This window comes from Acidocella sp. (assembly GCF_035535915.1).
Taxonomy (GTDB): Bacteria; Pseudomonadota; Alphaproteobacteria; order Acetobacterales; family Acetobacteraceae; genus Acidocella.
Window position 1 is genome coordinate 1 of sequence record NZ_DATLPB010000098.1, and the last position, 12,062, is coordinate 12,062.

Consider the following 12,062-nt stretch of genomic DNA (forward strand, 5'->3'; position numbering starts at 1 on the left):
TCGGCCACGGCATCACGCCCGATGTGCCGCCGGAACATGTCATGAGATTGATGAATGTGATTCGCGACGCATGTAGCGTTTCATGAAAACCGCGATCATTTTGTTCAATCTCGGCGGCCCGGACGGACCCGACGCCGTCAAGCCTTTTCGGGTCAATCTATTTTCCGACAAGGCGATCATCCGCGCGCCGATTTTCATCCGCTTCTGGCTCTCCCGGCTGATCGCCGCCTCCTCGGCCAAACAGGCCGCGGCGAATTACGAGCTGATGGGCGGCAAATCGCCGTTGCTGGACCTAACGCAGCAGCAGGCCAGCGCACTCGAGGCGGAATTGGGCGGCGAGGTGAAAACCTTTATCGCCATGCGTTACTGGCATCCGTTCGCGAAAGAGGCGGCCGAGCAGGTCAAAGCCTGGAATCCGGACCGGATCCTGCTCCTGCCGCTTTATCCGCAATTTTCCACCACAACCACCGGATCCTCGCTGACCGATTGGCATGAAGCCGCCGCTGCCGCCGGGCTGGCGAAGCCGACCACCATCTTGTGCTGCTATTTCGACGATCCGGATTATGTCGCCTCCATCGCCGTCCTGGTCGATCGCGGCATCGCTGAGGCGAAAGCCGCGCTGCCGTCCGGCACCAGATTGCGGCTGCTGTTTTCGGCGCATGGCCTGCCGGAGAGCATCGTCACCGCCGGCGATCCTTATCAGGCGCAGGTCGAAGCCAACACCGAGGCGGTAATGGCGCGTCTGGCGGACCGGGATGTCGAACATCTGGTGTGCTACCAGTCCCGCGCCACGCCGCAGAAATGGCTGGCGCCGAGCACGATCGAGGCGATCGAGCAGGCCGGACGCGACCAGGTGGCCGTGCTGCTGGTGCCGATCGCCTTCGTGTCCGACCATATCGAGACTTTGGTGGAACTGGACATCGAAAACCGCGAACTGGCCGCGCACCACAAGGTTCCGGGCTATTTCCGCGCCGCCGTGCCGAATGCCGATCCGGCCTTCATCCGTGCCCTGGCCGGCCTGGCCCGCCGCGCGCTCACCCACGGCCCGGGATTGTGCAGTGCCGTAAACGGCCGCGTTTGTGACGCGAAACACAAAGACTGCCCTTGGACCCGGTACCGGACGGAGCAAAATGCCCCCTGAACTGATCATTTTCGACTGCGACGGGGTGCTGATCGACAGCGAAGGCGTCGCCAATACGTTGATCGCGCGCGAACTCACCGGGCTCGGCTGGGAAATGACCATGAAAGACAGCCAGGAATTATTCCTGGGGATGTCGATCACGGACATGCAGCCGATCATCGAGACGCAGCTCGGCCGCCAATTGCCGCTGAGCTGGCGCGCGGATCTGGCGGGAAAGCTGGTGCTGGCGCTGGGCGAGGAAGCGCGCCTGATCCAAGGCGCGCGGGAAATGCTGGAACGGGTGACGGAACTCGGCATCCCCTGGCGCATCGCCTCGAATTCCTCGGATCAGGAAATGGAAGTGAAATTCGCCCGCACCGGCCTCGCCGGGCTGGTCGATGGCAAAACCCATTCGGCGGCGAGCGTCATCGCCAAAGGCGGAAGGCCGAAACCCGCGCCGGATGTGTTTCTGGCGGCGGCGGCGGCAGAAAAAATCTCGCCGAAATCCTGTTTGGTTCTGGAAGATAGCGCGCTCGGCGTGACCGGCGCGGTGGCCGCGGGCATGAGATGCCTCGGTTTCGCCCCGCATGGCGACGGGGCGCACTTGCGCGCCGCCGGGGCGGAAGAAATTCTGCGCGATTTGCACGATTTGTTCGGAGTGCTGGCATGACCATCGACGCTTTGGCGCGATTTTTTCACATCATCCTCGCCTTTCACATCATCAGCTTCACGGCCTGGATGGCGGGGTTGTTCTATCTGCCGCGGCTCTACGTGTATCATTGCCAGACCGTTCCCGGATCGGCGGAATCCGCGCGTTTCAAGGTGATGGAACGGCGCCTTTTGCGCCAGATCATCAACCCGGCGATGATCGCAACCTGGATTTGCGGCATTCTGCTCGTGCTGACCCCGGGTGCCGTGAACTGGCATGCCGCCTGGTGGTGGACCAAGCTGATCGCCGTGCTGCTGATGAGCGGCTTCCATGGCGCCTGCTCGAAATGGCGCAAGAATTTTCTTAACGACGCCAACACGAAGTCAGAAAAATTTTACCGCATCGCCAATGAGGTGCCGACGGTTCTGTTCGTCATCATCGTTTTGGTCGTGGTGATTTAGAAAAAAAATATCAAGGCCAGGGCTCCGCCCTGGACCCGCCGGGGCCGAAAGGCCCCGGACCCCATAAATTTATTTGGCCATATTTTATGGCCCTATTGCATTTCGCGATTTCTTAGCCAATAAGCGCTCCAGGCCTTCTGTGCCGGCGCGGCGTTCCGCGGCGCTTATTCTCCATTATTTACCCATTTCCGCCCCGCATCCGCCGGGGAAGATCGGACTTTCCCATGCATCTAGCCGAACTCAAGGCAAAATCGCCATCGGACCTTCTCACGCTCGCCGAAGAGCTGGAGGTCGAGAACGCGTCCAGCCTGCGCAAGCAGGACATGATGTTCGCGATCCTCAAGGCGTTCGCGGAAAACGACCAGGCGATTCACGGCGACGGCACGCTGGAAATCCTGCCCGACGGGTTCGGATTTTTGCGCAACCCGGAAGCCAATTACCTGCCCGGTCCTGAGGATATCTATGTCTCCCCCGCCCAGGTCCGGCGCTTCTCGCTGCGGACCGGCGATACGGTGGATGGCGAAATCCGCGCGCCCAAGGACGGCGAGCGCTATTTCTCGCTGGTCAAGGTCGACCGGATCAATTTCGAGTCCCCCGACGCGGTGAAACACCGCATCAATTTCGATAACCTGACGCCGCTTTACCCGACTTCGCGCCTGAAAATGGAAGTCGAGGTGCCGGAGCCGACGGTGAAGGGCCTGCCCAAGGACAACACCTCGCGCGTGATCGACCTGATCGCGCCGATCGGCAAGGGCCAGCGCGCGCTGATCGTCGCCCCGCCGCGCACCGGCAAGACCGTGATGCTGCAAAATATCGCGGCGGCGATCTCGGCGAACCACCCGGAAGTGTTCCTGATCGTGCTGCTGATCGACGAGCGGCCGGAGGAAGTGACCGACATGTCGCGCTCGGTGAAGGGCGAAGTCGTCGCCTCCACCTTCGATGAACCGGCGATCCGCCACGTCCAGGTGACGGAAATGGTGCTGGAAAAGGCCAAGCGCCTGGTCGAGCATAAGCGCGACGTGGTGATTCTGCTCGATTCCGTGACCCGCCTCGCCCGTGCCTACAACACCGTCGTGCCGTCCTCCGGCAAGGTGCTGACCGGCGGCGTGGATGCCAACGCGCTGCAGCGGCCGAAGCGTTTTTTTGGCGCGGCGCGCAACATCGAGGAAGGCGGCTCGCTCACCATCATCGCCACCGCGCTGATCGATACCGGCAGCCGCATGGACGAGGTGATTTTCGAAGAGTTCAAGGGCACCGGCAATTCCGAGCTGATCCTCGACCGCAAGCTCTCCGACAAGCGCACCTTCCCGGCCATCGACATCACCAAGTCGGGCACACGCAAGGAAGAATTGCTGGTGGAGAAATCCGTGCTGTCGAAGATGTGGGTGCTGCGCCGCATCCTCAACCCGATGGGCACGATCGACGCCATGGAATTCCTGCTCGACAAGCTGAAATATTCCAAGACGAACGCCGATTTCTTCGAGGCGATGAACACCTAAGCGAGGAAGGAAGCGCTTCTTTTTTGAAAAAAAAGAAGCAAAAAACTTTTATTAAACTGGGCCCGTGCCGGTTCAACGCCTCATGCCCAGCATAAATAAAAGTTTTTGGTGCCGCTTTTTTCAAAAAGCGGCTTCTTTCTTCCTCTTGCCTTGCGGTGCAAAAGACCCGATCTAGCGTGCAACAGGACCACTCCGGTCCGCTTTGTTGAAGGACGACGCGATGTTCATCGAAACCGAAGGCACGCCCAACCCGGCGACCCTGAAATTCCTCCCCGGCCGGGCCATTCTCGGCGACCGCACGGCCGATTTCGCCGATGCCGACGCGGCCCTGATTTCGCCGCTGGCGGAAGCCTTGTTCGGCATCCAGGGCGTGGCCCGCGTGTTCCTGGGCGGCGATTTCGTCACCGTGACCAAGAATTCTGAGGCCGACTGGCCGGATCTGAAACCGCAGATTCTCGCGCTGCTGATGGAGCATCTCCTCAACGACCGGCCGATCATGAGCGCGGATGCGGAGATTCTGGCTGAGGATGTTGACCCGGCCGATATGGAGATCGTCGAGCAGATCAAGGAACTGCTCAATGAGCGCATCCGCCCGGCGGTGGCCGGCGATGGCGGCGACATCATTTTCCGCGGCTATCGCGACGGCGTGGTGAGTCTGGCCATGCAGGGCGCCTGTTCCGGCTGCCCCTCTTCCACCGCAACGCTGCGGCACGGGATTGAAAACATGCTGAAGCACTACATTCCTGAGGTGCGTGCGGTACAGCAGGCCCTTTAACCTCGGAGACTCTCACATGGTTTTGGACGATTCCGCGCTCGATATCCTGTTCCGTACCGCCCGCACGAAATGGCAGTGGACCGACCAGGCGGTGACCGAGGAGGATCTGCGCAAGCTCTACGACCTGGTGAAGTTCGGCCCCACGTCGGCCAATTCCTCGCCGGCGCGCTTCGTGTTCGTGCGCTCTCCGGCCGGCAAGGAGAAGCTGAAGCCGGCCTTGAGCTCGGGGAATATCGACAAGACCATGTCGGCGCCGGTCACCGTCATCGTCGCCCAGGACCCGCTTTTCTACTATCAGCTGCCCAAGCTATTCCCGCAGGCCGACGCGAAATCCTGGTTCTCCGGCAACCCGGACCTGGCGGAAGAGACGGCGTTCCGCAATTCCACCCTGCAGGGCGCCTATCTGATCATGGCGGCGCGCGCGTTGGGCATCGATTCCGGCGCAATGTCGGGCTTCGATCGCGCCAAGGTGGACCGCGCCTTTTTCTCCGAAAATGGCTGGAAGTCGAATTTCCTGATCAATCTCGGCCATGCCCAGCCGGGCGAGCACCCGTTCCCGCGTTTGCCGAAGCTCGACTTCGAAGAGGCCACGCAGTTCGCTTGAGCATACTGGCGATCGACGCCGCGGGGCCGCGCGCCGGCATCGCCCTGCTTGGAGATGACGGCGTGGTGGCATGGAAAGCCTTCACGCCGGGTCGGCCTGGGTTGATCGAAACATTGCCTTTGCTGCTGCGCGAGGCGGCGGCGCAAAAACCCGCTTCGGTGGCGGTGACGATCGGACCGGGCAGTTTCACCGGCCTGCGCACGGCGATTTCGCTGGCCCAGGGCTTCGCCGCGGCTGCCGGAATTCCGCTCCTCGGGGTCACGGTCGCGGAAGCGTATCGCGCTTCGTTGCCGGATCTGGATTGCCCGCTCTGGGTCGCTCTGCGCGCCCGGCGGGACCGGATTTTTCTGCTCCGGGATGATCAGGCCGAAGCCTTTGCCGACGCGGACCTGCCTTTGCCGGACCGTAAGGTGGCGCTGGCCGGAGATGCGGCTGACGAAGCCGCCTCGCGCCTCGCCGCCGGCGGCGCCGACGTGATTGTGCTTCCCGAAACGCAATATCTGGACCCGGCCTGGGTGGGCCGGGCCGCTCTGGCACGCCAGGCGGCGGGATTGCCGCCGCATGAGGCGGTGCCGCTTTACATCGACCCGCCGGAAGCCAAATTGCCCGCCGCCGGCTTGCGCCCGCCGCCGCAATGATCATCGAGGCCGGCCCGGCCTACGCGCCGGCTCTGGCGGCGCTGCACGCCCAGGCGTTTCCGGATGAGCCCTGGAGCACGGAGAGTTTTTCGGCGCTTCTGGCGCAGCCCGGAATGGTCGCGCTGGTTGATGAGCGCGGCGGGTTTCTGCTGTTGCGGTTGGTGCTCGATGAGGCGGAGATTCTCACGCTCGGCGTGACGGCCCGGCGCGAAGGCATCGCCACGGGCCTTCTCAATGCGGCGATCACGCTGCTGCAGGAACGGGACATCGCCACATTGCACCTGGAAGTCGCGGCGCCGAACGCCGCGGCCCGGGCCTTGTATGAAAAATCGGGCTTTACCCAGGCCGGGCTGCGGCGGCGCTATTATGCCGATGGCAGTGACGCGCTGACGCTGGTGAAGAAAGTGGGCGCTTTTTGAAAAAAGCGCCGCAAAAACTTCTTTTATGCTGGGTCATGGGCGTAGTCGCCGACACAGCCCATGACCCAGCATAACAAAGTTTTTTTGCTACTTTTTGTTCACAAAAAGTAGTGCTTCCTTCCTTTAGCGCTGCTGCAGCAGCGCAGTCAGCATGCCGGGCGACAAATGGATGTTGGCGAAATTGGCGGGTGCGAGAAATTCCTGTCCGGGCTGCGGCGCGAACGCGACGGAAACTGCCGTCACCTGGGCTGCGCCGTTATGGTTATGCCCGTCGAATTGCAGCACCACGCCGTTCGGGGTGATGCAGGCCTGCGCTGCCCCGTCATGGCTGGTGATGCGGTAACGCTCGCAGCGCAGCCCGGCATAATGCCCATGGCCGAGCGGGGTGAATTGCGCGCCGCCGGCATTCTCGATCTGGCTTGTGATGCCGGAGAAGTCCGGCGTGTCCACCACCGCATGCAGCGCCGGCACCACCAGTTGCGCCCGCCCGGAAGGCAGGTTCGCGAGGACGAACATATGCTGCGCCGGGCTGTCGATGCGCGCGAGCCGGTCGGCCGCGTCGTAAGACAGAAGATAGGTCTGCGGACCCTGCCCCGGGAGGTTGAGCTGGTACGTCACCGCCACGTCGCGGTCGGGCAGGAAGCGCGGCACGGGCGAAGCAGCCGCGCTGCCGGCAACGCATAATCCCAGCAGGACAAAAATCTTTCGTGTCGCGCTCACCCCAATCTTCCTCACCCCCATCTTCCTTACCCAAGTCTCCGCATGGCCTCGATTTCCCGTTCCAGCAGCGCCGCGTCCGGCGCGGCGTTGAACCGCGCTGACACCCCCACCGCCTCGGCCAGCAGCGCGTGATAGGTGGCGCGCGGAATTTCCATCGCGCCGAACCGTGCCAAATGCGCCGTGATGAACTGCGTGTCCAGCAGCACATAGCCGCTCAGGCGCAGCCGCGCCACCAGATGCACCAGCGCCACCTTGGAAGCGTCGGTGGCGGTGGAGAACATGCTCTCGCCGAAAAACGCGCCGCCGAGGGAAGCGCCATACAGCCCGCCGACCAGCCTGCCATTCTCCCAGGTCTCGATGCTGTGCGCGAAGCCGATCCTGAATAAATCGATGAACAGCCGTTCGATTTCGGCGTTGATCCAGGTTTCCGGCCGGTTCAGCCGGGCGGCGGCGCAGCCGGCGATGGTGGCCGGGAAATCGACGTCCGCGGTGACCGCGAAACGCTGGCTGCGCACGGTTTTCATCAGGCTGCGCGGGATGTGGAATCCGTCCAGCGGCAGCACGCCGCGCGCTTCCGGGTCCAGCCAGTGCAGCGCCCGGCTGCGGCGCGATTCGGCCATGGGAAACAGGCCGAGCCGGTAGGCCCGGAGCAGGAGATCGGCATTCAGATTGAAGGGCCGGTTGGACATTTCCGTTACCCTGACATGGTCCCGGATGTTTATCATGATAAGCCCGCCCGACGACAAAAAACCCATCGCCGTGGGGCGATGGGTGGGACAGAGAAAGTAAGCGCTACTTTTTGTGAACAAAAAGTAGCAAAAAAACTTTGTTACTTTGGGCCCGTGCCGCTCGAGCGTCTCAGGCCCAGCGTCAATAAAAGTTTTTGCGGCGCTTTTTTCAAAAAGCGCCCACTTTCTTTCTTAACGCTCGGGCGAGGACGCCGCCCAGGCATGGCCATGCACGAGGCCGTCATCATGGCCGGATGTATCGCCCCCGCCCTGTTCCCGGAACTGCGCCGCCTCGGTCGAGCCTGCCATGGCGGTGGTGGAGGATTGTCCGGCGGAGATGGCGGTGGACACGGCGTCGAAATAGCTGGTGCCGACCTCGCGCTGGTGGCGGATGGCGGTATAGCCGTCCGCCTCGGCGGCGAATTCCGCCTGCTGCAGTTCCGAATAGGCCGCCATGCCGCGCGCCGCGTAGCCTTTGGCGAGCTGGAACATCGAGTGGTTCAGTGCATGGAAGCCGGCGAGCGTGACGAACTGGAATTTGTAGCCCATGGCGCCGATGTCCCGCTGGAACGACGCGATTTTTTCCGGGCTCAGCTTCTTTTTCCAGTTGAAGCTCGGCGAGCAATTATAGGCCAGCATCTTGCCGGGGAACTTGGCGTGGATCGCGTTGGCGAACTGCTCGGCTTCCTCCAGGTTCGGCTCTGAGGTTTCCCACCACAGCAGGTCGGCATAAGGCGCATAGGCCAAGGAGCGAGCGATGGCGTAGCACACGCCGAGGCCGGGCTTGATGCGGTAGAACCCTTCCGGGGTGCGTTCGCCGGAGAGGAAGGGGCGGTCGCGCTCGTCCACGTCGGCGGTGAGCAGTTGCGCGGCGTGGCTGTCGGTGCGGCAGAGCAGCACGGTCGGCACCCCTTCCACGTCCGCCGCCATGCGCGCGGCGTTGAGCGTGCGGATATGCTGGCAGATCGGCACCAGCACCTTGCCGCCGAGATGGCCGCATTTCTTTTCCGAGGCCAGCTGGTCCTCGAAATGCACGCCGGCGGCGCCGGCGGCGATCATCGCCTTCATCAGCTCATAGGCGTTGAGCGCGCCGCCGAATCCGGCCTCGGCATCGGCCACGATCGGCGCCATCCAATAATGCGTGTCATCGCCTTCCATTTTCGCGATCTGGTCGGCGCGGCGCAGAGAGTTGTTGATGCGCGCCACCACCTGCGGCACCGAGGAGACCGGGTAGAGCGACTGGTCGGGATACATTTCGCCGGCATTGTTGGCGTCCGCCGCTACCTGCCAGCCGGAGAGGTAGATTGCCTTCAGCCCCGCTTTCACCTGCTGCATCGCCTGGTTGCCGGTGAGCGCGCCGAGCGTGTTCACGTAAGGTTCCGACTGCAGCAACTGCCAGAGCCGCGCCGCGCCCATCTCCGCCAGCGTGTGCTTGACGCGGAAGCTCCCGGCCAGGCGCTCGACATCGGCTTCGGTGTAGTCGCGTTTGATGCCGTCGAACCGGCCCGGCCCGGCGGTCATGCCCATGCCGATCCCGTCCGGAGAATAAAGCGGTGCGATTTTCGTCGTCATGATAAAACTCCTTCACGCATTTCGGTCCTGTGGCGCGAGGGTTTGTTCCGGCTTCGCGCGGATTCGGACTCGTTTGGGTTTGAACTCGTTCGGGCCGGGTTTGGTCCTGGTCGGGGTTTCCACCGGTTTCCATCCCGTCCGCCTCACTGTCGTGATCGTAAAATATTTACACTGCGCTGCGATGGACAGGGCAAAAATGCCGGGGAATGTCGAAACGAGTGATGGAATTAACTGTAAAATTTTGCATAATGTAAAACATGTCAAAGACCGCCATCGGCAAGACGATCCGCCGCCTGCGCATGGAGCAAGGCTATTCACAGCAGGGCTTCGCGCAGAAGCTTGGGATTTCAACGAGCTATTTGAATCTGGTCGAGCATGACCAGCGCAATGTCACTGCCTCGCTGCTGTTCAAGCTGACCGACATCCTCAATGTCGATCTCGCCGCCTTGTCCGGGGTGCAGGAACGCGAGCTGGAAGTGGCGTTGCGCGAGGTGTTCGCCGACCCGCTTCTGGGACTGGAAGAGCCGGTGCCGGAGGCGGAAATCCATTCGATCGCGGCAACCCCGGCAGGGGCGCGGGCGATCCTGGCGCTGCATCGCGCCTGGGCCGGGGCGCGCGAGGATTCCAGCGGCATTCTGTTGCCCTCGGGGCGCCGGATCATGCCGCCGAACGAGGAAGTGCGGGATTTCTTCCACGACCACGCCAATCATTTCCCGGCCCTGGAGGAAGCGGCGGAGGCGATCGGGGCCTCGCTGAACGCGGTGGAGATCGGCACCAGCCACGCTCTGGCCGAACGGCTGCGGCGCCAGCACGGGCTGGTGGTGAGCGTGAAAAGCACGCCCGGCGCGCTCAGGATTTTCGACGCCAAGGCGCGGCTGCTCACGCTCTCGGAAGATCTCTCGCGCGAAAGCCGGGGATTCCAGATGGCGTTTCAACTCGCACTGCTGGAAGCCGGCGATGCGGTGGGGGCGATCGTGCGGGCGGCCAGCCCGTCCTCGCGCGACGCCACGGAGCTGTTGCGCATCGGCCTGCTGAATTACGTCGCCGGCGCGATCCTGATGCCCTACGAGCCGATGCTGCTGGCCGCCCGCGCCTTGCGCTACGACGTTGAGGCCATCGCCGCGCGCTTCGGCGTCTCCTACGAGCAGGCCTGCCATCGGCTCTCCACCTTGCAGCGGGTGGGGGCGCGCGGCGTGCCGTTCTTTTTCCTGCGCGTCGACCCGGCAGGCAATGTGAGCAAACGCTTTTCCGCCGCTGGCTTTCCCTTCATGCGCTTAGGGGGCACCTGCCCGCGCTGGATCGTGCATTCGGCCTTCGCCACCCCCGGCACGATCCGCGTGCAGCTCGCGCAGCTCTCGGACAAGGAAACCTATCTCTGCTTCGCCCGCGCCATCACCGGCCGCCCGGCCCGCTGGGGCGACCCGCCGCCGGTGCGGGTGGTGGCCATGGGCTGCGATGTCAGCCATGCCGCCGAACTGGTCTATGGTGACGGGCTGAACCTCGCCACCGCCGCCGTCGGCATCGGCCTGTCCTGCCGGCTCTGTGAACGGCAGGATTGCCGCTCCCGCGCCTTCCCGCCGATCGCCCACCGCCTCACCATCGACCCGCAAACCACCAGCGCCAGCCCGTATCGGTTTGAAGCCAAGGGAAGGTAGAGAGGCAAGGGAAGGTAGAGAGGAAGGAAGAAAGCACTACTTTTTGTGAACAAAAAGTAGCAAAAAAACTTTATTATGCTGGGCGGAGGGGCGTTGGCGCCGACAAAGCCTCAGGCCCAGCGTAACAAAAGTTTTTGCGCCGCTTTTTTCAAAAAGCGGCCACTTTCTTTCCCTATATTGGCAGTATGCCCTACCCAATCTCCGACCATTATGACGGCAAGCGTTTCTTCAACCCGGAGCCGACCCATCGCCATCATGGCGGCGGCACGAAACGGCGTGGATTCCTCTCCCTCCTGCGGTCGCGCTGGCGGCGCGACACGGCGTGGGCGACCTGGCCGAAGCGGGTCGAAAATGAGCGCCACCCGCCGCCGGGCCCGCCGCCGACCGTCACCTTCATCGGCCATAGTTCGTTCCTGCTGCGCTTGCCGGGGCTCACGCTGCTCACCGACCCGGTCTTTTCCCGGCGCTGCTCGCCCTCGCAATGGGTGGGGCCGAAGCGCGTGTGCGATCCCGGGCTGCATCTCGACGCGCTGCCGCCGATCGACCTGATCCTGCTCTCGCACAACCATTACGACCATATGGATGTGCACGCTTTGCGCCGTCTCCGGCGGCGCTTCCCTGAGGCCGCCATCGTCACCACGCTGGGCAACGCGGACTTTCTGGCGCGCAAGGGCCTGGCCGGCGCCGTGGAGCTGGATTGGTGGCAGGATGTCACGCTGGGAGATGCGACCATCATCGCTACCCCGGCCCGGCATTTCGCCGCGCGCACCTTGTGGGACCGCAACCAGACGCTTTGGGCCGGGTTCTGGCTCGAGCACCAGGGCATGAAACTCTATTTTGCCGGCGATACGGGCTACACGAAATTCTTCGCCGAGATGCGCGAGCGCCTGGGCGCGCCGGACCTGGCCCTGCTGCCGATCGGCGCCTACGAGCCGCGCTGGTTCATGGGCCCGGTGCATATGAACCCGGAAGACGCGGTGACGGCGTTCCAGGACCTGCAGGCGCGCCGGGCGGTGGGCATGCATTACGGCACGTTTCAGCTCACCGCCGAGGAAATCGACGCCCCCCAGCGCGATCTCGCGGCGGCGCTGCACGCGGCGGGGATCGACCGGAAGCGCTTCCACGCGCTGGAGATCGGCGAGACGCTCGATCTCGCTGAAGGTTTAAGGCAAGAGGAAGAAAGCGCTACTTTTTGTGAACAAAAAGTAGCAAAAAAACTTTG

The 12,062-nt window shown here is 63.1% G+C and carries 13 protein-coding genes; 10 read left to right on the forward strand and 3 right to left on the reverse strand.

The window, feature by feature from the left end; genetic code table 11:
- Window positions 1-82: 82 nt before the first annotated feature.
- The 8 genes from hemH (at window position 83) to VNC39_RS13005 (ending at window position 6,165) form a co-directional block, all read left to right on the forward strand.
- On the forward strand, window positions 83-1,141 hold the full coding sequence (gene hemH / locus VNC39_RS12970; RefSeq protein ID WP_325399864.1) for a ferrochelatase: 1,059 nt from the start codon (window positions 83-85) through the stop codon (window positions 1,139-1,141).
- Entirely contained in the window at window positions 1,131-1,790 is a 660-nt protein-coding gene (locus tag VNC39_RS12975) for an HAD family hydrolase (RefSeq protein WP_325399866.1), read from the forward strand. The genes hemH and VNC39_RS12975 overlap by 11 nt, the downstream gene beginning before the upstream one ends.
- On the forward strand, window positions 1,787-2,230 hold the full coding sequence (hemJ, locus tag VNC39_RS12980) for a protoporphyrinogen oxidase HemJ (protein WP_325399868.1): 444 nt from the start codon (window positions 1,787-1,789) through the stop codon (window positions 2,228-2,230). The genes VNC39_RS12975 and hemJ overlap by 4 nt, the downstream gene beginning before the upstream one ends.
- 224 nt (window positions 2,231-2,454) lie before the next feature.
- Window positions 2,455-3,729: a transcription termination factor Rho gene (rho, locus tag VNC39_RS12985; RefSeq protein WP_325399870.1), complete on the forward strand. Its 1,275-nt coding sequence runs from the start codon at window positions 2,455-2,457 to the stop codon at window positions 3,727-3,729.
- Window positions 3,730-3,949: 220 nt separating this feature from the next.
- The gene (locus tag VNC39_RS12990) at window positions 3,950-4,504 is read left to right on the forward strand and encodes a NifU family protein (protein ID WP_325399872.1); all 555 of its coding nucleotides are present in this window, start codon (window positions 3,950-3,952) and stop codon (window positions 4,502-4,504) included.
- A 16-nt stretch (window positions 4,505-4,520) separates the two neighbouring features.
- Complete coding sequence (locus VNC39_RS12995) at window positions 4,521-5,108, forward strand: malonic semialdehyde reductase (RefSeq protein WP_325399874.1); 588 nt, start codon at window positions 4,521-4,523, stop codon at window positions 5,106-5,108.
- Complete coding sequence (gene tsaB, locus VNC39_RS13000; RefSeq protein ID WP_325399876.1) at window positions 5,105-5,746, forward strand: tRNA (adenosine(37)-N6)-threonylcarbamoyltransferase complex dimerization subunit type 1 TsaB; 642 nt, start codon at window positions 5,105-5,107, stop codon at window positions 5,744-5,746. The genes VNC39_RS12995 and tsaB overlap by 4 nt, the downstream gene beginning before the upstream one ends.
- Window positions 5,743-6,165 (forward strand): GNAT family N-acetyltransferase, encoded by a 423-nt coding sequence (locus VNC39_RS13005; RefSeq protein WP_325399878.1) that lies wholly within the window; start codon window positions 5,743-5,745, stop codon window positions 6,163-6,165. Before tsaB ends, VNC39_RS13005 begins: the two co-directional genes overlap by 4 nt.
- A 123-nt stretch (window positions 6,166-6,288) precedes the next feature.
- On the opposite strand, the gene VNC39_RS13010 is transcribed toward VNC39_RS13005, so the two are convergent.
- The 3 genes from VNC39_RS13010 to aceA all read right to left on the reverse strand — a co-directional run bounded on the left by VNC39_RS13010 (window position 6,289) and on the right by aceA (window position 9,140).
- Window positions 6,289-6,885: a hypothetical protein gene (locus tag VNC39_RS13010; protein WP_325399880.1), complete on the reverse strand. Its 597-nt coding sequence runs from the start codon at window positions 6,883-6,885 to the stop codon at window positions 6,289-6,291.
- 26 nt (window positions 6,886-6,911) lie between these two features.
- Window positions 6,912-7,574 carry a leucyl/phenylalanyl-tRNA--protein transferase gene (aat, locus tag VNC39_RS13015; protein WP_325399886.1) on the reverse strand — a complete coding sequence of 221 codons (663 nt, stop codon included), beginning with the start codon at window positions 7,572-7,574 and terminating at the stop codon, window positions 6,912-6,914.
- Window positions 7,575-7,805: 231 nt separating this feature from the next.
- Window positions 7,806-9,140 (reverse strand): isocitrate lyase, encoded by a 1,335-nt coding sequence (gene aceA / locus VNC39_RS13020; protein WP_325399888.1) that lies wholly within the window; start codon window positions 9,138-9,140, stop codon window positions 7,806-7,808.
- 302 nt (window positions 9,141-9,442) lie between these two features.
- Here aceA and VNC39_RS13025 point away from each other — a divergent pair, with 302 nt between their 5' ends.
- Both VNC39_RS13025 and VNC39_RS13030 read left to right on the forward strand, forming a co-directional pair.
- Window positions 9,443-10,840 (forward strand): helix-turn-helix domain-containing protein, encoded by a 1,398-nt coding sequence (locus VNC39_RS13025; RefSeq protein WP_325399882.1) that lies wholly within the window; start codon window positions 9,443-9,445, stop codon window positions 10,838-10,840.
- 185 nt (window positions 10,841-11,025) lie between these two features.
- On the forward strand, window positions 11,026-12,062 hold a 1,037-nt coding region (locus VNC39_RS13030; RefSeq protein WP_325399884.1), incomplete at its 3' end, for an MBL fold metallo-hydrolase.